Here is a 23,428-nt window from a genome sequence, read left to right as displayed (position 1 = left end):
CCTGATTGTCAGTCTTCCGCGACTGCATGACCCCCGTGTGGGCACACGTGTCCGCTGGGGGCCGGCGCGCCATGATAACCACGAGGGTCAGAGAATGACGCCCGGAGCTCCGACGGACGGAGCCCGCTCCCGGTTTCCCGGGCACAGAGATCCCGCAGAGGCGGGAACCATCCACAAGGATAGCGGGCAGCGTCCCGATCCGTCAAAGGGGCTGCATTGTGTTTCCCCCCTCATCAACGAGGCACGGGCCGGGTATTGTCCCTGCGCGTCCTCGTGCGCATCTACCGTTGCACGCGACTTCTTTACTCGCGTGTGCCTCGAATGTGCCCGGCCTCGATCCTTGCGGAAACGCGGAGGGGCCCGCAGGCGCTTGCCTGCGGGCCCCTCCGCCACGGGTGAAGGATCCTCAGTGCCACCCGAGGGAGGCGCGGGCAACGGTTAATCCCGGATCGGTCACTCTTGCGCCTTCGCGGCTCCGGCCTCGTCGATCGAAGCGGACTGCTCAACGGCGACCACGGCCTCCTCCTTGCGAGCGCGGTAGCGGCGGATCGCCACCACCTCAAGGCCGAGCAGCGCGAGGATCACGGCGCCTGCCACCACCCAGGTGATGTACTCCCACGCGTTGCGGGTGACCTCGGGCTGGCCGTTTTCGTACATCCACGAGTTGGCGACCGTGTAGAGGATGTTGTGCGAGGCCCCTCGCAGGGCACTCACGCCTGCCGGGTCCTGCACATTGACCGTGGAGATCGGCATGTCGATCGTGGCCAGCATCATGTCGCCGCCACCTCGCGTGATCTGGTCGGCGTTCTGGTAGCCGTAGCCAGCGAAGTAGTCGGTGAGGACCATGCCGCGGAAGCCCCACTCGTCGCGCAGGACATTGTTGAGCAGTGCCGAGTTCGCACCCGCGTACTTCGTGCCGATGTAGTTGAACGCGCTCATGATTGCGTGCGCGCCGCCGTCCTTGACGCCAATTTCGAAGGGACGCAGGTAGATCTCGCGCATCGCCTGCTCGTTCGTCCAGGTCGCCAGCATGTGCGTGCGGTTGGTTTCCTGGTCGTTGAGGGCGAAGTGCTTGAGGAAGGCGTACACGCCCTTGGCCTGCGCGCCCTTGATCTCCTCGGCGACCAGCGTTCCGGCCAGGACCGGGTCCTCCGAGAAGTACTCGAAGTTACGTCCCGCGTAGGCGTAGCGGTGCGTGTTCGTGGCCGGCGCGTACCAGCCGGACACCTGCATGTCGTGCGCCATCGTGCCGATCGCATCGCCGAAGGAACGCGCGAGTTTTTTGTTGAAGGTGGCCGCCACGGACACCGCTGAGGGCAGGCCGATCGAGCCGACGCCTGTGAAGTTGTTGTTCAGCGAGGCGGGGCCGTCCACGTCGGAGACGCGCAGCTTGCCGATCGAGGAGATCGCCGGGGAGCCGTAGCCGCCCTTGGAGATCAGGGTGTTCATCTCCTTGATGGTCAGCTGGTCAAGGAGCTGGTCCCACTTCGGGTCGTCGTAGTCGAGACCCGCGAGGTCTCCCAGGACGAGGCCGTTCTTCGCGCCCGTGGTGGGCATCGTCGCGGTGCTGTCGGCGTCAGCGGCTGCCGCGTCGTAGTTCGACGTCGCGAGGAACGTCGCCTTGTTGGCGTCGCTCATTTCGAAGCTCGTGGGGGCTGCGGTCGCCTGCGCGAGGTTGGCGAAGCGGCCGGCGCGGGACAGGTAGGTGACGTCGCCCGCCGCGTCGTCGAAGTGGTTGGTGGCCACGACCTGGTCACCGTCGTGCGTGCTGTCGGCGGTGTTGAAGGTCTGCGTCGCATCCACCGTGTACGTCTTCTCGTCGACGACGTCGTGCGAGTTGGAGCGCGCGGAGATCCTGTAGTCGCCGGCCTCAAGCACGTAGGCCTTCGCATTCACCGAGTCGTAGGAGGCCAGCGCGTCGCGCTTCCAGGTGAGGGTCAGGGTCTGGGATTCACCGGGCTCCAGCAGCTTCGTCTTCTCAAACGTCAGCAGATTCGCGGCGGCCTTCTCGATGCCACCGTCCGAGTAGGGCGGGTTGTCATAGATCTGCACGACGTCCTTCCCGGCGACCTGGCCCGTGTTCGTCACGGTCACGTCCGCCGACATGGTTCCCGTGGCCTCGTCGGCCGTCATGTCGCTCATCGACTGGGAGAATGTCGTGTAGGACAGGCCGTAGCCGAAGGGATAGACGACCGCGTTCGCGTAATCGATGACTCCCTCAGCGGCGGCAGTCTCGTACCAGCGGTAGCCGACGTAGATCGAATCCGAGTAGTTGACAAAGGACGGCTGCGTCTGGGTGCCCTTGTTGAAGGGGTCGTCCTGGGCGAACTCCGTCATGTTCGTGTACTGGAAGTCGCCGAAGTTGTTGGCTGCGGGGCCGGCCTTGATGTCGCGCGCGAACGTGTCGGGTGTCTTGGCCGAGGGGTTGACCTCGCCGTCCAGGATGCGTCCCAGCGCGTTGAAGCCAACCTGGCCGCCGGGGATCGCCCACACGATCGCGTCGATCTCCGGGTCATCCTGGAGCTCACCCAGCTGGAACGCGTTGGCGGCGTTGATGACGACGACCGTCCTGGTCGAGGTTTTCTTCGCCAGCTCGATCATGTCCTTCTCGGGACGCGTCAGCTCGAGGTAGCCCTGGCCGTCCTCGAAGTCCGCGTACTCCTCGGAGTTGTTCGTGTAGCTGAAGTACGGGTTGCTCGCCATCTCCTGGTTGACGTCGCGGGGCAGGTCAAAGCCCTCGCCGCCCGAGCGGGCGATCGTCACGATCGCGGTGTCGCTGAAGGCTGTGGCATTGGAGAGCAGGTCGTCGGAGTACTTGTCCCGTGTGGGTTCGGGAAGCGACCAGTCGGCCTTAAACATGCCGACCTCGGGGCGCTCGCCGCGGTAGGAGGTGTACAGGTTCGTCAGCTCATCGTTCGTGGTGAAGCCAGCGTTGTGAAGGCCGTCCAGGAGGGTCGTCGTCGGGTTGTCCTTCGACAGGGAGCCCGAGCCGGTGCCGCCGTAGATCGGGTTCGTCGAGCCCCAGCCCCACACGTTGATCGCGGATCCCTTGGCCAGCGGCAGAGCACCGTTGTCGTTCTTCAGGAGGACCATGCCCTCGTCGGAGATGTCGTTACCCAGGGCCTCGACTTGAGCCTTCGACGCGGCAGTGAGGGCACCCGTGCCTGCGGCGAGATCCAGTACCGTCTTGAAGCCGCCGTACAGCATCGACACGACGGCCATGACGAACGCGACGAACGCCGCGACCCAGGCGGTCGAGCGCGCGAGCTTGCGGGCAGGCTTGCCCACCTTGACAACAGCGAGGGAGACGATGATGGCGAGCGCCAGCGCCACGCCGATTACGATCAAGGGAACCTTGATCGACTCAACCATCTTCCACACATCAGACCAGTTGATGGAAAGCATGTTGATTGTCCTCTTTCAGTTCCAAAGCCCTGCATCCCAGAGCGGTGCCGCGCCCTGAACCGCCCCTCACCTGTCCGCATCGACACGGGTCGCCTGAGACCTGAGGGCAGTTGGGAGCCGCCACCTCCTATCCAACCCTGCTGGTTCGCAGGGGAGGTAACGGGCCGTCTGATCTGTCGGATTGTGCGCACAATCTGTCACGCGGGAGGGCGGGGTAGGCACTTCCAGCTCGACCAGTGGCGTCGCCGGAACCCGTGGCGTCGCCGAGGCCGATGGCGCGTCCTCCCAGGAGGGCACATGCCTCGTGAATCACCCTCAAACCTGCCGGATCCCCTACGAGTCGACCGCTGGGCCCTCCTACCGGCAGCGTTAACCCCCCAATGCGCAGCTAAACCCACCTAGTGGAGGCTGGGCACATGCGCCCACCTGCCACTCGGTGGGTTAACGTGCGCACAGGTGGGCTCATGCAGCCACCTGATGGGTCACCACGCAAGCACAACGTCGTTGCCCTCTGCGACCAACACACCCCGCCCGGCTTCGAGGCACCCGACGCTCATTCGGCGACAGGGCCATCCCACCACGTTGTCCACAGCTGTCGCACCCAACAGCGTTTTCCACAGGCACCGTCGGAGCATTGGATTGTTCGGACTGTTGTCGTCTATACCGTCGACATGATGATCATAGAGTCATTCCGTACACATCGGCACAGTCGACGCAACATCGTCAACGACCCTGAGGTTCTGACGATTCGACGCGGCTACAGGATTCGGCTCCACAATGATGAGCAGGCTCCGCCCTGGAAGCTATGGAACGTCATTAACATCTCTCGCCTCCACGCCCTTGCTTACCAGTGCACACAGCGCCTGGTCTTTACCGGCAGCAGCGCTTTGTTGCTGCACGGAATCCCCACGTGGTCTGCCAATCCAGATGTCGAGGTGTGGCCGAGCGAGACACGCCTTCGTGCGACACCCTTTCACGCGGTTCGACATCCTCGAACAACTGTCCCTCGGGCGAACATCATCAGCCGGGCACGGCGACCGAGGAATGTCACCACCGTTGACACACTCGAAGCCGAATCACCCATTGAAGCGGCTGTTCGCCTCGCGCTCAACGACGAACCACTCACCGGATTCGTTGCCACATGCATGGTCATGCACACGCTGTCACGCTTCGACCGCTTCGATCTGGAGGAGTCTCGACGCCGATGCGAACGCATACGCGAAGAGATGCATCAAGAACTATCCCGGCAGCCGCACCACCCACATTACCTCCGCGCACACACTGTTCTTCGTAAGGCTGATGGTGGATGCGACAACGTTTTCGAAGCAGCAATCTTGTGGTTCGTCAATACTCTGTACAGCGGCCGTATTGTCACTCAGCTCCCGATCACTGTTGAAGACCATACCTACTTTGGCGACATCGTCCTGCCAGAACTGAAGCTGATGATCGAGCCGGATGGACGCTCCAAATTCGGTAGCACCGACCAGGAGGTACGCGATAACACCAACAAATGGCTGAAACGCCAGCACGAACTAGTGAACGACGGGTGGCGCGTAATTCGGGTGAGCTGGCACAGCACGGATGACTTCGGCGCATTCCGCGAATACTTGGCAACGCAACTGGCTATCCGGCACCTGAAAGTACCGCAAGACTGCCTGCGGCTGTGGCTTGAACAACACCAGATGCACTGACAGGCGGGCCGACTCATACCTCGTGCCGACTGATGTGTCCCTCCTCATTCTCACGACTCCCCGTCATCGCTCTGGCAACACTCGTCGTTGCACCGCTATCCGCTCAGACATGTCTACAACGTCCGGTAACTCCCGGCACCAGGGAAGCCCGGGAACTCATCCTCCGAACGCTCCTACCGGCAGCGTTAACCCCCCAATGCGCAGCTAAACCCACCTAGTGGAGGCTGGGCACATGCGCCCACCTGCCACTCGGTGGGTTAACGTGCGCACGGGTGGGCTCATGCAGCCACCTGATGGGTCACCACGCAAGCAGCCCGATCGACGTTCCAAGTCGTACGCGGATCGAGGCCCAAACGGATCTCTCGGGGCTACGCGCGCATCGGCGGATGCTAGGCGCCACGCATCGGGCGCACAGTCCCACCTGACGGCCCAAGCCGCGCATGGACGAGGCCGTGGTCGCGTGGCGTTCACGCCGGCAGGGGCCGGGGCGACACCCGCATGCTCCCCCGCCGCACGCACCAACCGCAGCCGTACGCGCGCAAAGGGCCCCGGCCTCGTCACGTTCTCACGGACGAGGCCGGGGCCCCACGCGGTCATGTCACCGACTACTCGCGGAAGTTCATGCCGAAGTCGATGGCGCCCAGCGCGTCGAGGAAGTCCTCGGACACGGAGCCGTCACTGAAGTCGGCCTCGGAGTAGTTCGAGTTGGCCATCGCCTCGGCCGTCGGCTCAACGATCACGTCGTTGTAGCGCGACAGGCCGGTGCCGGCCGGGATGAGCTTACCGAGGATGACGTTCTCCTTCAGGCCAACCAGGGAGTCCGACTTGCCGTTCATCGCGGCTTCCGTCAGGACCTTCGTGGTCTCCTGGAAGGAGGCGGCACTGAGCCAGGAATCCGTGGCGAGCGAGGCCTTCGTAATGCCCATGAGCATCTGACGACCGGAGGCAGGCTGCCCTCCCTCGGCCGCGACGCGGCGGTTCTGCGTCAGGTAGGCCATGCGGTCGACGAGCTCGCCGGGCATGAACGTCGTGTCGCCGGGTTCCAGGATGGTGACGCGGCGCAGCATCTGACGCACGATGACCTCGATGTGCTTGGCGTGGATGCCCACGCCCTGGTCGCGGTAGACCTTCTGCACATCGTCCACGAGCATCTTCTGGGACACGTTGCGCCCCATGATGCGCAGGATCTCCTTCGGGTCCAGCTGGCCCTCGGTCAGTGGGGTGCCGGCCTGGATGTGCTGGCCCTCGGACACGAGCATCTTCTGGCGACGCGAGACCTCGATGACCAGGTCCTCCTTGCCGTCATCACGGGTGATGATGACCTTGCGGGCGCTCGGGTCCTCGTCGTTGATGTGGACGCGGCCGGCGGCCTCGTTCATCTTCGCTTCAACCTTCGGGCTGCGTGCCTCGAAGAGTTCCTGGACTCGAGGCAGACCCTGCGTGATGTCCGCCGCGGAGGCAGCGCCACCGGTGTGGAACGTACGCATCGTCAGCTGCGTGCCGGGCTCGCCGATCGACTGGGCGGCGATGATGCCGACGGCCTCGCCGATGTCGACCTGCTTGCCGGTGGCCAGTGAGCGACCGTAGCAGGCCGCGCAGGTGCCGACCTGAGACTCGCAGGTGAGGACCGAGCGGCACACGATCTGCTCGACACCCGCCTCGACGAGCTGAGCGAGCTGGTCGTCACCCAGGTCCGTGCCCGCGGGGAGGACGACCTCGCCGGCCTCGTTCACCGCGTCACGGGCGAGGTTCCGGGCGTAGGCGGTCGTCTCGATGGTCTCGGACGCCTCCCACTGTCCCAGGTCGTTCTTGTGGGCAATGTCGATCTTGAGGCCGGCGCGAGTCCCGCAGTCGGCCTCGCGAACGATGACGTCCTGCGAGACGTCGACGAGGCGCCGCGTCAGGTACCCGGATTCGGCGGTACGCAGAGCCGTATCCACGAGACCCTTACGGGCGCCGTGGGTGGCGATGAAGTACTCGAGGACGGTGAGGCCCTCGCGGTAGTTCGCCTTGATCGGCTGCTCGATGAGCTTCTGCTTCGGGTCGGACACGAGGCCACGCATGCCGGCGATCTGCTGCACCTGAGACCAGTTACCACGGGCGCCCGAGTTCACCATGCGGTACACGGTGTTGCGCTCGGAGAAGTTCGCACGCATGTCATCGGCGACCTCCTCGGTGCACTGCAGCCACAGCTTCACGAGCTCCTCGTAGCGGGTCTCTTCGAGGATGATGCCCGTCTCGAACTGCTCGACGATCTCGGCCGCCTTGGCCTCGTAGCGGGCCAGGATCTCGCGCTTGCGCGGCGAGGCCTGAATGTCGGAGAACGCGATCGTGATGCCCGACCAGGTCGACCAGTGGAAACCGGCGGCCTTCAGGGCGTCCAGGCAATCGGCGACCAGGACGTTCGGGTAACGCTGGGTCAGCGTGTTGACGATGCTCCCGAGCTGCTTCTTGCCGACGACCTCGTTGACGAACGGGTAGTCGGTGGGCAGCTGCTCGTTGAAGATCGCGCGGCCGAGGCTGGTCTCGAGGATCAGCTCGTCGCCGGGCTCCCAGCCCTCGGGGGCTTCCCAGCCCTCGGGCGGCACGGTGCCATCGGCGAAACGGATCCGCGCGGTCGCGTTCAGGTCCAGGTTGCCGGCGTCGAAGGCCATCTGAGCTTCCGCCTGGCTGGAGAAGTACGGAACCACGGGGTTGCCGTCCTTATCCTTCTCGACCGGAACCGACGGGTCGGGGTTCGAGGTCAGGTGGAACAGGCCGATGATCATGTCCTGCGAGGGCATGGCCACGGGGCGCCCATCGGAGGGCTTCAAGATGTTGTTCGTCGACAGCATGAGGATGCGGGCCTCCGCCTGCGCCTCGGCTCCCAGCGGCAGGTGAACGGCCATCTGGTCGCCATCGAAGTCGGCGTTGAACGCGCCGCAGGCGAGGGGGTGCAGCTGGATGGCCTTACCCTCGATGAGCTGGGGTTCGAACGCCTGGATGCCGAGGCGGTGCAGCGTGGGCGCGCGGTTGAGCAGCACCGGGTGCTCGCGGATGACGTCGTCGAGGACGTCCCACACCTCGGGGCGCTGGCGCTCGACCTTGCGCTTGGCGGCCTTGACGTTCTGCGCGTAGTTCTTCTCCACCAGGCGCTTCATGACGAAGGGCTTGAAGAGCTCCAGAGCCATCTGCTTGGGCAGGCCACACTGGTGCAGCTGCAGCTGCGGGCCGACGACGATGACGCTTCGGCCGGAGTAGTCGACGCGCTTACCGAGCAGGTTCTGGCGGAAACGACCCTGCTTGCCCTTGAGCATGTCCGAGATCGACTTGAGCGGGCGGTTGCCCGGTCCGGCGACGGGGCGTCCACGTCGGCCGTTGTCGAAGAGGGCGTCAACGGATTCCTGAAGCATGCGCTTCTCGTTGTTGACGATGATCTCGGGGGCGCCCAGCTCAAGCAGACGCTTGAGTCGGGTGTTGCGGTTGATGACGCGACGGTACAGGTCGTTGAGGTCGGAGGTCGCGAAGCGACCACCGTCGAGCTGAACCATGGGGCGCAGGTCCGGCGGAATCACGGGAATCTTGGTGAGAACCATGGAGGCCGGGGAGTTTCCGGTGGCGACGAAGGCGTTGATGACCTTCAGGCGCTTGATGGCGCGGGCCTTGCGCGGACCGGAGTCCGAGGCGATGGTCTGGCGCAGCGCGGCGACCTCACCTTCCAGGTCGAAGGTCTCGAGGCGCTTCTGGATGGCTGCCGCCCCCATGTCGCCCTTGAAGTAGGTGCCGTAGCGGGCGACCATGGCGCGGTAGAGGCGCTCGTCGCCTTCCAGGTCGCCGACCTTGAGGTCCTTGAAGCGCTCCCACACGGCCTCCAGGCCATCGATGTCGCCGTCGAAACGTCGGCGGATCTTGGCCATCTCGCGCTCGCCCTGCTTGCGGGCGCGCTCGCGCTCGGCCTGGGAGGCGCCGTCCTTCTCGAGGGCGGCCATGTCGGATTCGAGCTGTTCCGCGAAGTCGTTGATGGTGGCGTCGCGGTTGTTCTCCATCTGCTTCTTCTGCACCTCGAGCTCGGCGCGCAGTTCGGCCAGATCCTCGTGGCGGCCCTTCTCGTCGACCTCGGTGATCATGTAGGCCGCGAAGTAGATGACCTTCTCGAGGTCCTTGGGCGCGAGGTTGAGCACGTAGCCCAGGCGGGAGGGGACTCCCTTGAAGTACCAGATGTGCGTGACGGGCGCGGCGAGGTCAATGTGCCCCATGCGCTCACGGCGGACGCGGGAGCGAGTGACCTCGACTCCGCACTTCTCGCAGATGATGCCCTTGTAGCGCACACGCTTGTACTTGCCACACGCGCATTCCCAGTCGCGCGTGGGACCGAAGATCTGCTCACCGAACAGGCCGTCGCGCTCGGGCTTGAGCGTGCGGTAGTTGATGGTCTCCGGCTTCTTGACTTCACCGTGGCTCCATTCGGCGATGTTGTCGCCGGTGGCCAGGGTGATCTTCAGGCTGTCGAACGTTTTGGCGTCCAGCAAAGTTATCTCTCCCTATCAGATCGCATCGATGGTCGCCGCAGCGTTCGGACGGGCATCGAGGGTGATGCCCAGGTCCTCACGCGCATTGAAGTCTTCGTCCTGTTCGCGCAGGTCAATGACGTTGCCGGCCGCGTCGAGGGCTTCGACGTTCAGGCACAGCGAGCGCATTTCCTGGATGAGGACTCGGAAGGACTCGGGGATGCCGGGCTCGGGGATGTCCTCGCCCTTGACGATGGCCTCGTACACCTTGACGCGGCCGGTGGTGTCGTCGGACTTGATGGTCAGCAGCTCCTGGAGGGCGTAGGCGGCGCCGTAGGCTTCCAATGCCCACACCTCCATCTCGCCGAAGCGCTGGCCGCCGAACTGGGCCTTACCGCCCAGCGGCTGCTGCGTGATCATCGAGTACGGGCCCGTGGAGCGGGCGTGGATCTTGTCGTCGACCAGGTGGTGGAGCTTGAGCATGTAGGTGTAGCCCACCGAGATCGGGTACGGGAACGGTTCGCCGGAGCGCCCGTCGAAGAGGCGCGCCTTCCCCTCGTAGTTGGTCAGGACGTCGCCGTCGCGGTTAGGGTTGACGTTGCGCAGCAGTCCCGCGAGTTCGTCGGCCTCGAGGCCGTCGAAGACCGGGGTCGCAACGGGCGTACCCGGCTCGGTCGTGACGCCGTCGGCGGGCAGGTGCGTCGCCCACTCCTCGCCCGCCTCGACGGCCGCCGAGGCATCCCAGCCCTGGTGTGCGAGCCACCCGAGGTGGTACTCGAGCACCTGACCGACGTTCATGCGGCCCGGAACGCCCAGGGGGTTGAGGATGATGTCGACGGGGGTGCCATCGGCCAGGAAGGGCATGTCCTCGACGGGCAGGATCTTGGAGACGACGCCCTTGTTTCCGTGACGGCCGGCCATCTTGTCGCCGATCGTGATCTTGCGCCGCTGGGCGACGTAGACGCGCACGGTCTGGCGCACGCCGGGGTTGAGGTCGTCCTCGTCGTCGTTGAATTCACGCACGCCGATGACGATGCCCTCTTCGCCGTGGGGGACGCGCAGGGACGTGTCGCGCACCTCGCGGGCCTTCTCACCGAAGATGGCGCGCAGCAGGCGCTCCTCGCTGGTCAGCTCGGTTTCGCCCTTGGGGGTGACCTTGCCGACGAGGATGTCGCCGGCGGTGACCTCGGCGCCGATGCGGATGATGCCGCGCTCGTCCAGGTCGGCGAGGGATTCCTCGGAGACGTTGGGGATGTCGCGGGTGATCTCTTCCTCGCCGAGCTTCGTCTCGCGGGCATCAACCTCGTATTCCTCGATGTGAATGGAGGTCAGGATGTCCTCTTCGACGACGCGGCGGCTCAGGATGATGGCGTCCTCGTAGTTGAGGCCTTCCCAGGACATGTAGGCGACCAGCAGGTTCTTGCCGAGTGCGACCTCGCCGTTGGAGGTTGAGGGGCCGTCCGCCAGGACGTCTCCGACCTCGACACGGTCGCCCTCGTCGACGATAACGCGCTGGTTGGTGCAGTTACCGGGGTTGGAACGCTCGAACTTCTCGAGGCGGTAGGAGTCGCGGCCGCCCTCGTCCGTGGACACGACGATCAGGTCGGCGGAGACCTCGGAGACGACGCCTGAGTGGGCCGCGAGGATCATTTCACCGGAGTCGTGCGCGGCGCGCATCTCCATACCGGTGCCGACCAGGGGTGCTTCCGTGGTGAGCAGCGGCACGGCCTGACGCTGCATGTTCGCGCCCATGAGGGCTCGGTTGGCGTCGTCGTGCTCGAGGAAGGGGATGAACGCCGCCGCAACGGAGACCATCTGGCGCGCGGAGACGTCCATGTAGTCGACGCGTTCGCGCGCGATCAGGGTGGGGTCCTCGCCGGCGACTCGGCACAGGACGTCGCGTTCGGCGAAGGAGCCGTCGGCGTTCAGCGGGGACGAGGCCTGGGCGATGAAGTGGCCCTTCTCGTCGTCCGCCGTCAGGTAGCGGATCTCGTCGGTGACCTTGCCGGCCTCGACGACGCGGTAGGGCGTCTCGATGAAGCCGAAGGGGTTGATGCGCGCGAAGGTCGCGAGCGAACCGATGAGGCCGATGTTGGGGCCTTCGGGGGACTCAATCGGGCACATGCGACCGTAGTGCGAGGGGTGAACGTCTCGCACTTCCATGCCCGCGCGGTCGCGTGAGAGGCCGCCGGGGCCGAGGGCCGAGAGGCGCCGCTTGTGGGTCAGGCCGGCCAGCGGGTTGTTCTGGTCCATGAACTGACTGAGCTGGGAGGTTCCGAAGAACTCCTTGATGGCGGCCACGACGGGGCGGATGTTGATCAGCGTCTGGGGCGTGATCGAGTCCGTTTCCTGGGTGGTCATGCGCTCGCGAACGGTGCGCTCCATGCGCGCCAGGCCAGTGCGAACCTGCCCCTGGATGAGTTCGCCGACGGCGCGGATACGACGGTTGGCGAAGTTGTCGATGTCGTCGACCTCGACGCGGACCTCGACGGGCTCGCCGCCGCGGGTGCCGGCGAACGCCTTATCGCCCTGGTGCAGGGCGAGGAGGTACTTGACGGTGGCGACGATGTCCTCGAGGGAGAGGGTCGAGGCCTTGGGGTCGGCCTCGATGGCCAGCTTCTTGTTGATCTTGTAGCGGCCCACCTTCGCCAGGTCGTAGCGACGGGAGTCGAAGTAGAAGTTGTTGAGCAGCGTCTGGGCGGCGTCGACGTTCGCGGGCTCGCCGGGGCGCAGCTTGCGGTAGATGTCGAGCAGGGCTTCTTCCTGGGTGGACACCGTGTCCTTCTCGAGGGTTTCGAGGAGGACCGGGTAGGCGGCAAAGGTGTCGCGAATCTCAGATTCGGTCATGCCGATGGCCTTGAGGAAGTGGGTGACCGATTGCTTGCGCTTGCGGTCGATGCGCACGCCCACCGCGTCGCGCTTGTCGATCTCGAACTCGAGCCACGCGCCTCGCGAGGGGATGACCTTCGCGCCGAAGGTCTCCTTGTCCGTGGTGCGGTCCGAGAGCTTCTCGAAGTACACGCCGGGGGAACGAACGAGCTGGGAGACGACGACTCGTTCGGTGCCGTTGATGATGAAGGTGCCGCGCGGGGTCATGAGCGGGAAGTCGCCCATGAACACGGTCTGGGACTTGATCTCGCCGGTTTCATAGTTCATGAACTCGGCGGTTACGTACATGGGGGCGGAGTACGTGTAGTCCTTGGCCTTGGCTTCCTCCATGGAGTACTTGGGGGATTCGAGGCGGTGGTCGTGGAACGATAGGCTCATGGTGCCTGCGACATCCTCGATGGGGGAAATCTCATGGAAGATTTCTTCGAGGCCGGAGACGTCGGGGACGTCGCTGCGGCCCGATGCCTGTGCGGCTTCGACGCGAGCCTTCCACGCGTCGTTGCCCAGCAGCCAGTCGAAGCTTTCGACCTGAAGGCCGAGCAGATTGGGGGCCTGGAGGGGTTCGTGTAGCTTGGCGAACGAGATGCGGTGCCTGGGCTGTTTGGCGGTGCTGTTGGCAGCCAAAGGGGGTCCTTCCCTGCTTTTACGGTGCGCACGCGGCCTTATCCCCCATTATCTGACGCGTCCTGGTCCGCCAAGCGCCTGTTACGGCGGCTGGATACGGGTCACCTCGGGCATGATAAGGCGCAAATACTCAGGCTACCGTGAGTCGCGTCGCGAGTCAAGGCAGCTTGTGTTATGTGCAGGGATTCACGGGACGAGGCCGCGGCGGCGTGTCCCCCTCTCCTGGCGTCAAGAGGGTGCTCGCGCCTGACAGGCGGGCGTGCCCATCGCACCGCCCGGTCATTGGTGCCCCAAGTCGGGCTTGAACCGACGACCGACGGATTATGAGTCCGCTGCTCTGACCGACTGAGCTATTGGGGCCCTGCCATCCTAACGGAGGAAGGCGCGAGTCTTCCACCGACACCCCTCGCTGATCCATCGATCACGCTATAGCGACACGGGACCTTAGTCATACCTATTGTGATTTTGCAAGGTTTGACCCAAACAAATTAAGGAGATGACATGAACGTCGCAGAACAGATCGTCGGGCAGCTCGTCGACGCGGGCGTCCACCACATCTACGGCATCGTCGGCGATTCACTGAACCCGATCGTTGACGCAGTGCGCAAGACCGGCGGCTCAAAGAAGGGCGGCATCGACTGGATTCACGTCCGCCACGAGGAGGCGGCGGCGTTCGCAGCGTCGGCGGAAGCACAGCTGACGGGCAAGCTCGCTGTGTGCGCGGGTTCGTGCGGCCCGGGCAATCTTCACCTCATCAACGGCCTGTACGACGCGAACCGCACGGGCGCACCCATCCTGGCCATTGCCTCGCACATTCCGAGCGTCCAGATCGGGTCGATGTACTTTCAGGAGACCCACCCGGACCGCATCTTCGAGGAGTGCTCGGTCTACAACGAGCTGATTTCCTCCGCGGCGCAGTCGCCGCGCACCGTGAACTCGGCGATCCGCCACGCGGTTGGCCTGGGCGGCGTCGCCGTCATAACACTTCCCGGTGACGTGTCCGACCTCAAGGCCGTCGATCACGTTCCCACCTACGCGCCTGCTCGCCCCGCTACGCTGGCCCCCAATGCGGCGGACATCGAAGAGGCGGCCGCCCTGCTCAACAAGGCGGACAAGGTCGCGATCTTCGCGGGTGCGGGTGTCGAGGGCGCCCACGACGAGGTGATCGCGCTGGCGGATGCACTCAAGGCGCCGATCGGTCATTCGCTGCGCGGCAAGAACTTCATCCAGTACGACAACCCCTTCGACGTGGGTATGACGGGCCTGCTGGGCTATGGCGCGGCTGCGGAAGGCATGAGCGACGCGGACGTGCTGATCCTGCTGGGCACGGATTTCCCCTACGACCAGTTCCTGCCCTCCACCCCCACGATTCAGGTGGATACGCACGCCGAGAAGCTGGGTCGCCGCACGGACGTGGGCCTCGCGATTCACGCCCAAGTGAAGCCTTTCATCGAGGCTCTCCTCCCCCACCTGCGGCAGGATCGTTCCGACGCCTTCCTAACAGCCAAGATCAAGAAGCATTCGGAGATCATGCACGCTCCCGTGGGCGCCTACACGCGCAACGTCGAGAAGATGCGCCCGATCCACCCCGAGTACGCCGCCCACCTGCTGAATGAGACGGCCGCGAAGGATGCGATCGTCACGGCAGATACAGGCATGTGCAACGTGTGGACGGCGCGCTACCTCGATCCGCTGGGGACACGTCGCCTCGTCGGTTCGTTCCTGCACGGCTCCATGGCCAACGCGCTGCCGATGGCGCTGGGCGCGCAGGTTGCGTTCCCGGATCGTCAGGTGGTGTCCGTGTCGGGCGACGGCGGCCTGTCGATGCTGCTGGGCGAGCTCATCACCGCGAAGATGTACAACCTGCCCGTCAAGGTGGTTGTGTTCAACAACTCGACGCTGGGCATGGTCAAGCTGGAGATGCTGGTCAACGGCATTCCGGACTTCCAGACTGACGTGCCCGACACAAATTACGCGGAGATTGCCCGCGCAATTGGTTTCCACGCGGAGCGCGTCGAGGATGCGCCACGCCTGGCGGACGCCTATCGCGAGGCGTTCGCGGCGCCCGGCCCCGCCCTCGTCGAGGTCATCACCGACCCGAACGCTTTGTCGCTGCCTCCGGCCATCACGGGTGGCCAGGTGGTTGGTTTCGCGACGGCGATGAGCAAGATCGTACTCAACGGCGGCATCGCCGAGGCATTTTCGATGGCAACCTCCAACATGCGCAATATCCCGCGGCTGTAGGTCGCGCATCGCCCCGGAAGGCGAGGCTGGGGTCGGGTCGTTCACACAACCCGCCCCCAGCCTCGCGCACGTTCAGCGTGAGGATCGTGTGCCGGACCGCGAACGCACGAGCTTGGCCACGCACCACAAGCCCCCGCCGCACAGGAGAAGTCCAAGGACTGCGGGGACAATGACGGAGGCCCCCGCCTCACCCGCAAACGCCACACTCCACAGGGATTTTGCAATGGCGATCAGCGCCATGACCGCTAGACCGAGCCAGAGATTGCGCCGCCACAATGCTGCCGCTAGCGCCGCCAACGACAGTGGAACCATGACCGTGAGGAGGACCTTACCGGGCGTCCAATCACCCTGCAGGTACTGCTGCTCAAACTGGAGGAACTGCTGCACGCGCGGGCTCACCTGACGCGGTGGGGGAAACCATCCCATGCTGGTGAGGAGGAGGAGCACCGTCGCCATAATCCCCGCGCCGCTGCGCTTGTAGGCGAACCAGCACAATGGAATGAGGAAAAGCGGCCGAATATACCAGCTCAGCTGGTTCTGGTGGCGCTGCCATAGCCAGTCCCAGAAGCTCGGTACCGTGAATGCCGCACCGATGAACGCGACAATCAAGGCACCACAGACGAATGCGATAGCTGTGTCATACTTTCGCAGCGCCACCAACATGCACACAGACTAGCACTCCCGTCGAAACGTCACCATCACGCATCCGTCGTCGGGTTGGTTGTTTGCGCCGCGCATGCACGTGCACGGGGTCAACAATCGGCCGTATCGCAGTCAGTCGGAGCGCGCCATGCACTCCGGCCCGGCGCGAAGGCATCCCCTTCTAGCTATAGCGTCGGGCGATCGAGACGGCCTCGGGCACGTAGGAGCGACCGAAGAGGGCGCAGTGAACCATGATGATGTGCATCTGGTGCAGGGCCACGCGCTCGCGCCAGCCCTCCGCCAAGGGCGAGGCCTCGTTATAGGCGGCGAGTATGCGTTCGTAGTGCGGGCAGCCGAAGACCGCGAGGGCCGCCAGGTCCTCCTCGGCGTGGCCGCCCTGGGCGGCGGGGTCGATGAGGACCGCCCCGTCGGGGGTCCACATGACGTTGCCGGACCACAGGTCGCCGTGGGTGCGGGCCGCGCCGACGCCACGGCCTTCGGCTACGCGCTGGGGCAGATCCCCCGGATGCCCGTCGACTACTCCTCCTCCGAGCGCGCCGCCGCCAGGTGCGACGCCCTGGCCGGCCTCGTCAACCACCCGGTGCGGGTCGGGCGGATCGTCTCGTCGGACTCCTTCTGCACCGAGCAGGTGGCCGAGCCGATGCGCCAGCGCTTCCCCGACGCCATGGGCGCGGACATGGAGACGTGCGCGATCGCCCAGGTCGCGTGGAACTGCGGCGTCGATTGGATCTCGCTGCGCGCAGTGTCCGACCTGTGCGGCCCGGGCGCCGACCAGGCCTTCCACATGGACGGCGAACGCGCGGCCGCCCACAGCGCCGAGGCCGTCCGCGCCTACCTGGCCCTGCTGTGAGGGGGGTTCGATGCGCGTCCTCATGGTGTGCACCGGCAACATCTGCCGGTCGACGATGGCCCACCAGGTGCTCGACGAGGCCGTGGCGGCCGGTGGGCTCTCCGGCGCCGTCCGCGTGGACTCCGCGGGCGTGTCCGACGAGGAGCACGGCAACCCCATCGACCCCCGTGCCGCCCGAGTGCTGCGCGCCCACGGGCACGGCGTCCCCGACCACCGCGCCAGGCAGGTGCGCGCCGACGAGCTGGCCGACTGGGACCTGGTCCTGGCGATGACGTCGTCGCACTACGCGGCGCTATCGCGGCTGCGCGACCGCGCCCGCCCCGGCGGGAGGGCGCCGGAGATCCGCATGTTCCGCGACTTCGCCCCCCAGTGCGCGCACCTGCCCGAGGGGCCCGGCCGGGACAAGGACCTGCCCGACCCCTGGTACGGGGACTACGGGGACTTCGTGGACACCCTGGCCGTTATCGAGCGCTCCACACCTGCGCTGGTCGACTACGTGCGCCCCTAGGGCGTATCGCGTGTGCAGGTGCGGTGGGATCTTTCGGGTATTGTGCCCCCGGCAAGGCCCACTTCCGGCGGGGGTGCCCGCGCCAGGCCTCGCGCCCGCCATGCCGCGGCCTCGGCTCCCGACGACCCGACCAGGTGGCCAGTCGGCGAGGTGACCCGACCCGGCGGGCTGTTTTGCAAGCGTTGTTCCGCATTGGGGTAGGAAACAGGTCATTCGGGCAGGTTAGTAACCTGCCCCAATGAGGGCTAACCTGCCCCAATGCTTGGTTTCCTGCCCCAGTGTCGTCCGCTGGGCACTGGAGGGCGCGGCTGTGGTGCGGCGGCACGGCTGCGCCTGGCCCAAGGGCGCCTGGGTCCGGGTGCGCGCCCGCGTCTGCGCCACTTGGGCATTGCCCGCACCACTTAGGCCCCCGACACGCCGGGAGAACCAGGGCCCATTTGGGCCTAAGTGGCGCAGTGGAGCCCTAAGTGGTGTAGCGGTGCGCTAAGTGGTGCAACGGCGGGCTAAGTGGTGAAGCGGCGCACGAAGCCGCGCAACCGCGAGCGAATCCCGCAGCACAGCGTACGAAGCCGCCCAAAGCATCGACAACGAGCCGCACACGCAGCCCCTCCCCACAACCACGCACACAAAAGGACCGGAATCAGACAACACGGCCTAGTCGGGCACGCACGTAAGGGGACTGATTTCCGAAACACACTGCGCATACAACGGCTTGATTCCGCCCTTGTACGCGGTCGCATGTTGCGTAATTCCGATCCTTGTGTGCGTAAAACGGGGCTGCGCGGCGCCGTCTACACTGCGCCCGATTGCCCGTCAGATGATCGTCCCCCGTCCCAGGTGGGCGCGGTTGAGGGGGAGGGCGCCCCTCCCGGGGCCGGTCCGCTGTCCGGTGTGGGCGCCCCTCCCGGGGTGGGGGCCGGGTCCGGGGCCCCGACGCGCAGGACCACCAGGGGCTCGCCCGTCGGCTGGGCGGACCCGCCCTGGGGCTCGAAGGTCAAGAAGATCTCACTGCCCGGCTGGGGCATGATGTCCACGAAGGAGTAGTCCCCGCCCCGCCGCTCGTAAACGCCCAAGGATTCGACGGTGTTTCCGTGGCGCGCCCACACCTGCATCACCTGTCCCTTGGGTGCCCGCAGCGCCGAGGGCGTGGTGATCGCGGTCATCCCCATTTCCGGCGACCAGGTGAGGGTGACAACGTGTCCGTCGGGCATGGTGTCGGTGGAGCGCCGTACGTCTTGCGCCTGGTTGAGGGCGGCGTAGTGACTGGTGGACTCCATTGAGGTCATCGTGGTCCACCGGCCCACGCCGATCCCCGCTGCGAAGAGCGCGACCGCCGCAGCCGCCGCGGCGAGGACGCGCGCGAACATGGGGATGGCCCTGCGGTCGCGCGCGGGGGCCTTCCCGTGGGCACCTCCGCGGCTTCCGGATCCGGAGTCCGCCCCGGTATCGGCCGCCACCCCGGAGCCGGAGCCCGCCTCTGATCCTGCCCCCGCCGCAGTGGGCGCCGCCATGCGGACGAGGCGCGGGCCGGCGCCGGGGCCGTCCTCCGCTGCGGCCTCCTCAGGGGCCCCCGTCCGCCGCTCCTGCTCGACCTCCTCGATCGCGGCCAGGAGGGCGCCGCGCACGCGCGCCGACGGCTCGACGGGGGCGAGGGAGGCGCCGAGGCGGGCAGCGGTCTCGTCGTCGTCGAAGATGTGGTCGCTCATCGTTCCTCCAAGATGGTGCGCAGGCGGGCGAGGGCCTGGCGGATCGTGCTTTTCACGGTGCCGAGCGGCAGTCCCGTCGCGTCGGCGATCCTCGAATGGCTCAGTCCCCCGAAGTACGACAGGAGGATGACGGTCTTGTGCGGCTCCCCCAGGGAGCCGAGCGCGCGGCGGACGTCTCCACCCGCGATGCGGGACTCCGCCTCCTCCGCCGTCTGGTCCCAGTCCACGTCCGGGGGCGAGGCGAGTTCGCGGTCGCGCGCCGCCTGGGCCGAGCGCACCCGGTCGATGGCCCGCCTGCGGGCGATGGTGGTGAGCCAGGCGCGGACGCTGCCGCGGCCGGGGTCGTAGGAGGGGGCGCGCCTCCACACGTGGAGGAACGTGTCCTGCAGGACCTCTTCTGCTTGGGCGCGGTCCTTGAGGACGCAGCGGATGAGCGCGAAGAGCGTGGGCGCCCAGGCGTCGTAGAGCCTCGCGAACGCCCGTTTGTCCCCTTCGGCGACCAACTGCAGGTCTTCGCGGCCCAGGTCGCGTGCGGCGGTGTCAGTCACGGTGCTCATGGTAGAACGCCGTGGCGCCCGGCGCCGGGGGACGCCCGGCGCCGGGCGGGGTCTCCGCCGGGGCGACGCCGCGAAGGCCACCTGTTCCTCCGCGGCCAAGCCGTCACCCGAAGGTGAAGGAGTAGAGCGCCAAACCCTTGCTGGCCGTGACGGTGAGCAGCCCTGAGGAATCGGTGTCCCCGCTCACCAGCGTCATCGAGTTCGGGGTGCCGCTCACATGCTGGGTGTGGGACTGGCCGTCCATCTCCCAGGTGAGGTCGCCCTCGCCCGAGACCACCAGGTCCACGCGGCGTCCGCGCCACATGAGGCGCAGTTCCGCCTCGTCGTCGGCGGGGCTGATCGACTGGGCGCCGATGGTCCACCGTCCCTGCAGGGCGAAGCGGTCCGCGCCTAACGAGGCCGGGGCCGCGTAGTCGCGCGTCCCGGCGGAGTAGGCCTCCGTCCCCGCGAAGCTTGCTGCACGTTCGTGGCCCAAGTAGGTCTCGGGCGTGCGGTGAAAGGCCACTCCTTCGACGCCGTCGTCGGTGAAGAGCGGGTCGGGTAGCGCGTTGCCCTGGTCAGCCAGGAGCCGGCGGATCAGTGACTCCAGGGTCGCCTCGCCGCCCTCTCCGAAGTGCGTGTAGCGCAGTTGCCCGTGCGCGTCCGCCAGGTACTGGGCGGGCCAGTAGTGGTTGTCGAAATCCGTCCAGGTCTCCAGGTCGGAGTCGACGGCGATCGGGTAGGTGATGCCCAGCTTGTCGCCCCCGGATTGGACGTTCGCGGTCTCCTTCTCGAAGGCGTACTCGGGGGAGTGGACGCCGATGACTTGGAGCCCGTAGGGGTGGTACGCCTCGTAAAGCCTTTCGATCCCGGGAATGGAGCGCTGGCAGTTGATGCACGAGTACGCCCAGAAGTCGACCAGGGTCGCTCCACTGCCCTGGGGGGCCGCCCCGCCGTCCGTGTTGAGCCACGCGGTGGGTTTCAAGGAGGGGAGCGCGCCGCAGTCCGCCAGGGTCGTCGCGCCGTCGACGCAGGCTGAGCGCTGGCCTCCGCCCCTGCTCAGACCCGGATCGGCGCTGCGCTGCAGCGTTGACGTGTAGTCGGGCAGCGCCCTTTGGAGAACGGCGGGCAAGTCGGTGACGATCCCGGCGGCCAACGCCAGGACGGTGGCGCCCGCGGCGATGCGCACGCGCCGCTGGTGGCGGCTGAACGCGGAGACGCGCTCGGTGAGGCGGCGCCCCGCTAGGGCGAAGGCCAGGAGGGGGATCGCTGTGCCCGCGGCGAAGGAGAGCGCCAGGGCCACGGTGTCGGCCCCGATGCGGCCGGTGGAGCCGGCGACGCTCACCGCCGCCAGTACGGGTCCCGCGCAGGGCACGTAGGCGGCGCCGAGGACGATGCCCAGGCCGAAGCCGTTGGTCCCCGTGCGCCTACCGGCCTTGGAGAACACGGCGAAGGGCTTCTCCAGGACGTGCATGAACCGTGGGACGATCATGCCCACACCGATGAGGACCAGCAGGACCACCCCGGCCCACCGGATGAAGTCCTGGGGCAGGTGGAGCGCCGTGAGCAGTGTCGAGCCGAGCAGCGTGAATGCTGTGAAGCTGAGGACCAGTCCCGCGACGACCTGGTAGGGCCGCCATTTCGAGGGGGCGCGGGGCACTGGCCGTGTCGCGCGGTGGTCTTCCTGTGCGCCGGAAGTCCCCCCGAGGGAGATGCCGGTGCCCGGAGCAACAGCGAAGGAAGGGGAGGGGCGCGCCGAAGCGGCGCCACCCGCCATGAAGATGACGGGGAGGACGGGGAGGATGCACGGGGAGATGCCCGTGATGAGGCCACCGAGGAATCCGATGAGGACCAGGGTTGTCATGATGCTCCTTTCGTGTGGTGCTACTCCTGATTCGTCGCAGTCGCAGTCGTGGATCAGCGGATGTCGTGTGTTGTATGTCACTGATGGCTGGGTGATCCGTGGCGCTGTTCGCGCCGAATAGGAGGGTGAAGGCGCTAACGGAGCGCCCGTCAACAGAAGGAATCACGCAATGAGTATTCGCCGCGCGGCTCTGGCAGCCGCCCTGTCCGTCGTCTTCGCCGCTGGTTTGGCGGCCTGTGGGAACTCCGCCAACGACAAGATGGAGAACCCGTCGTCGCCGTCGATGACGCAGGACACGAAGATGGAGAACTCGATGTCGGGCGATGGCATGAAGGGGGGGATGGACGACGGCAAGATGGACGACGGGAAGATGGACGACGGCAAGATGGACGACGGGAAGATGAACGACGGCAAGATGGACGACGGGAAGATGGACGACGGGAAGATGGACGACGGCAAGATGGACGACGGCAAGATGGACGACGGCAAGATGGACGACGGGAAGGAGGGGTAGCAGTAGGCCGCGGCTCGGGGCGTCCCAGAATCCCAAGGGCGGCGGGCTGATCCATGTGATGTCCCGCCGCCCAGGGCCTATCGATGGGCGCTGGCGGCGCAGTGGGGCGAGCGGGTGCTGTTGCGTGAGTCAGCGCTGAGGGCACCGGGTGCGAAACTGCCTCACGCCGCCACTTACTCTGGCCGCACTGTGGCGCCTGCTCACACGTGCCCCTGGATCTGCGCGAAGACGCGGCCGATGGGCTCGCGGATGATCAGGTCGGCGCGCCCGTCGTAGGGGGTGGGCGTCGCGTTCATGAGGACGAGGCGCCCGCCCTGGTAGTAGTCGATGAGCCCGGCCGCCGGGTAGACCGCCAACGACGTGCCGCCCACGATCAGCATGTCCGCCCCCGCTATGGCCAGGACGGCCCCCTCCAGCGTCGCCGGGTCCAGAGCCTCGCCGTAGAACACGATGTCCGGGCGCACCACGGCGGAGCACGACGGGCAGTGGGGCACGCGCCCGGCCCGGGCCTCGTCGAAGTCGTCGATGGTGGAGCGCGCGCCGCACCCCGTGCACTCCAGCCTCGTCCAGTTCCCGTGGAGCTCGAGCACGCGCTTGGAGCCCGCGGCCTGGTGGAGGCCGTCGATGTTCTGGGTGACCACCGCCTTCAGTTTCCCGGCGCGCTCGAGGCCGGCGAGGAAACGGTGGGCGGCGTTCGGGGCGACCCCCTCGCGGGCGGTCTGCTCGGCGAACCAGGCGTAGTAGGCCCCGGGGCAGGCGGAGAAGAAGTCTATGGACAGCACCCGTTCGAGGGGGATCTCGCGCTCCTGGTGGTAGAAGCCCTTCGCGCCCCGGAAATCGGGGATCCCGGACTCCGTCGACACCCCCGCGCCCCCGAAGAACACGATGTCGTGCGAGCCGTCGATCCATTGCGCCAGCGTGGACGCGTCGTCACTCATGATGGCCCCCTTCGGACACGGTGCCGCCTACGGCAACGGTAGCATCGCCTGGGCGCGCCGGCGGTGCATCAGCTGCTCCCGGCTATCGCTTTCGCGATCTTGCCCGACCCGAGGACCACCATCATGAGGATCACCGGCGTGATGAGGATTGGAAGGTAGTTGCCCACCAGCCACGCCAGGGGGTCGTCCGAGCCGATCGGACTCACTTCCAGGAAGGAGCCGTTCTCAGCATTGGAGGCCACGCTGATGATGCCTTTGTAGATGTGGATGCTGACGATGATGCACACGCACACTAAGGCGGACTGCAGTCTGAACAATATTGCGTATTTCTTTGAAGGTATCACCTGGCACAAATCCCTCTCTATTGATTAGACTCTCAAGGCTAGGCGCACCCGCTTCGGTTAAAAATACAGCGCCAAAGTAGGAATTCTGTCCTAGAGCATGCAAGCCTTCTCTCTTATCGAGATCCACATAGTCACTCAGCTCATCATCTACATCGATACTATAGT

The 23,428-nt window shown here is 66.1% G+C and carries 15 protein-coding genes, 1 tRNA gene and 1 pseudogene; 5 read left to right on the top strand and 12 right to left on the bottom strand.

Going from position 1 to position 23,428, the window contains the following annotated elements; genetic code table 11:
- Positions 1-453: 453 nt before the first annotated feature.
- Positions 454-3,405 carry a glycoside hydrolase family 3 C-terminal domain-containing protein gene (locus tag HMPREF9006_RS08510; RefSeq protein ID WP_009213198.1) on the bottom strand — a complete coding sequence of 984 codons (2,952 nt, stop codon included), beginning with the start codon at positions 3,403-3,405 and terminating at the stop codon, positions 454-456.
- 671 nt (positions 3,406-4,076) lie between these two features.
- Here HMPREF9006_RS08510 and HMPREF9006_RS10930 point away from each other — a divergent pair.
- Positions 4,077-5,096 (top strand): hypothetical protein, encoded by a 1,020-nt coding sequence (locus HMPREF9006_RS10930; protein WP_232209863.1) that lies wholly within the window; start codon positions 4,077-4,079, stop codon positions 5,094-5,096.
- Between the two features lie 605 nt (positions 5,097-5,701).
- Here HMPREF9006_RS10930 and HMPREF9006_RS08500 read toward each other — a convergent pair.
- From HMPREF9006_RS08500 to HMPREF9006_RS08490, 3 genes are all read right to left on the bottom strand, one after another.
- On the bottom strand, positions 5,702-9,604 hold the full coding sequence (locus HMPREF9006_RS08500) for a DNA-directed RNA polymerase subunit beta' (protein ID WP_009213196.1): 3,903 nt from the start codon (positions 9,602-9,604) through the stop codon (positions 5,702-5,704).
- Between the two features lie 15 nt (positions 9,605-9,619).
- A complete protein-coding gene (gene rpoB / locus HMPREF9006_RS08495) occupies positions 9,620-13,096 on the bottom strand; it encodes a DNA-directed RNA polymerase subunit beta (protein ID WP_009213195.1) in 3,477 nt (1,158 codons plus the stop codon).
- Between the two features lie 283 nt (positions 13,097-13,379).
- Positions 13,380-13,456, bottom strand: a tRNA-Ile gene (locus HMPREF9006_RS08490).
- Between the two features lie 141 nt (positions 13,457-13,597).
- Between HMPREF9006_RS08490 and HMPREF9006_RS08485 the strand changes: the two genes are divergently transcribed.
- The gene (locus tag HMPREF9006_RS08485; RefSeq protein ID WP_009213194.1) at positions 13,598-15,340 is read left to right on the top strand and encodes a pyruvate dehydrogenase; all 1,743 of its coding nucleotides are present in this window, start codon (positions 13,598-13,600) and stop codon (positions 15,338-15,340) included.
- Between the two features lie 72 nt (positions 15,341-15,412).
- Here the strand turns inward: HMPREF9006_RS08485 and HMPREF9006_RS08480 are convergent, their stop codons facing one another.
- Both HMPREF9006_RS08480 and HMPREF9006_RS10660 read right to left on the bottom strand, forming a co-directional pair.
- A complete protein-coding gene (locus HMPREF9006_RS08480; RefSeq protein ID WP_009213193.1) occupies positions 15,413-16,003 on the bottom strand; it encodes a hypothetical protein in 591 nt (196 codons plus the stop codon).
- Positions 16,004-16,163: 160 nt separating this feature from the next.
- A pseudogene (locus tag HMPREF9006_RS10660) lies at positions 16,164-16,469 on the bottom strand (fructosamine kinase family protein); the annotation flags it as partial.
- Between HMPREF9006_RS10660 and HMPREF9006_RS08470 the strand changes: the two are divergent.
- Positions 16,371-16,853, top strand: coding sequence for a 5'-methylthioadenosine/S-adenosylhomocysteine nucleosidase (locus HMPREF9006_RS08470; RefSeq protein WP_232209879.1), 483 nt, complete (start codon positions 16,371-16,373; stop codon positions 16,851-16,853). The pseudogene HMPREF9006_RS10660 and the gene HMPREF9006_RS08470 overlap by 99 nt on opposite strands.
- A 10-nt stretch (positions 16,854-16,863) precedes the next feature.
- Positions 16,864-17,361, top strand: a complete 498-nt coding sequence (locus tag HMPREF9006_RS08465; protein WP_009213190.1) for a low molecular weight protein-tyrosine-phosphatase — start codon at positions 16,864-16,866, stop codon at positions 17,359-17,361.
- 791 nt (positions 17,362-18,152) lie between these two features.
- On the opposite strand, the gene HMPREF9006_RS08460 is transcribed toward HMPREF9006_RS08465, so the two are convergent.
- The 3 genes from HMPREF9006_RS08460 to HMPREF9006_RS08450 all read right to left on the bottom strand — a co-directional run bounded on the left by HMPREF9006_RS08460 (position 18,153) and on the right by HMPREF9006_RS08450 (position 21,467).
- Positions 18,153-19,067 (bottom strand): anti-sigma factor, encoded by a 915-nt coding sequence (locus HMPREF9006_RS08460; RefSeq protein ID WP_009213189.1) that lies wholly within the window; start codon positions 19,065-19,067, stop codon positions 18,153-18,155.
- On the bottom strand, positions 19,064-19,624 hold the full coding sequence (locus HMPREF9006_RS08455) for a sigma-70 family RNA polymerase sigma factor (RefSeq protein WP_009213188.1): 561 nt from the start codon (positions 19,622-19,624) through the stop codon (positions 19,064-19,066). Before HMPREF9006_RS08455 ends, HMPREF9006_RS08460 begins: the two co-directional genes overlap by 4 nt.
- 103 nt (positions 19,625-19,727) lie before the next feature.
- A complete protein-coding gene (locus tag HMPREF9006_RS08450; protein ID WP_034231573.1) occupies positions 19,728-21,467 on the bottom strand; it encodes a cytochrome c biogenesis protein CcdA in 1,740 nt (579 codons plus the stop codon).
- Between the two features lie 169 nt (positions 21,468-21,636).
- Here HMPREF9006_RS08450 and HMPREF9006_RS08445 point away from each other — a divergent pair, with 169 nt between their 5' ends.
- The gene (locus tag HMPREF9006_RS08445) at positions 21,637-21,981 is read left to right on the top strand and encodes a hypothetical protein (RefSeq protein ID WP_034231558.1); all 345 of its coding nucleotides are present in this window, start codon (positions 21,637-21,639) and stop codon (positions 21,979-21,981) included.
- A 200-nt stretch (positions 21,982-22,181) separates the two neighbouring features.
- On the opposite strand, the gene HMPREF9006_RS08440 is transcribed toward HMPREF9006_RS08445, so the two are convergent.
- The 3 genes from HMPREF9006_RS08440 to HMPREF9006_RS10925 all read right to left on the bottom strand — a co-directional run.
- Positions 22,182-22,919 carry an NAD-dependent protein deacylase gene (locus HMPREF9006_RS08440; RefSeq protein ID WP_009213185.1) on the bottom strand — a complete coding sequence of 246 codons (738 nt, stop codon included), beginning with the start codon at positions 22,917-22,919 and terminating at the stop codon, positions 22,182-22,184.
- Between the two features lie 68 nt (positions 22,920-22,987).
- Positions 22,988-23,161 carry a hypothetical protein gene (locus HMPREF9006_RS08435; protein WP_232209862.1) on the bottom strand — a complete coding sequence of 58 codons (174 nt, stop codon included), beginning with the start codon at positions 23,159-23,161 and terminating at the stop codon, positions 22,988-22,990.
- A partial coding sequence (locus tag HMPREF9006_RS10925) for a hypothetical protein (RefSeq protein WP_009213184.1) occupies positions 23,145-23,428 on the bottom strand: 284 nt, incomplete at its 5' end. The genes HMPREF9006_RS08435 and HMPREF9006_RS10925, both read right to left, overlap by 17 nt.

It is taken from the genome of Actinomyces sp. oral taxon 180 str. F0310 (assembly GCF_000185285.1).
In the GTDB taxonomy this organism is placed as follows: Bacteria; Actinomycetota; Actinomycetes; order Actinomycetales; family Actinomycetaceae; genus Pauljensenia.
The sequence above is the reverse complement of the archived record's forward strand: the minus strand, read 5'-3'. Positions and strand labels throughout refer to the sequence as shown.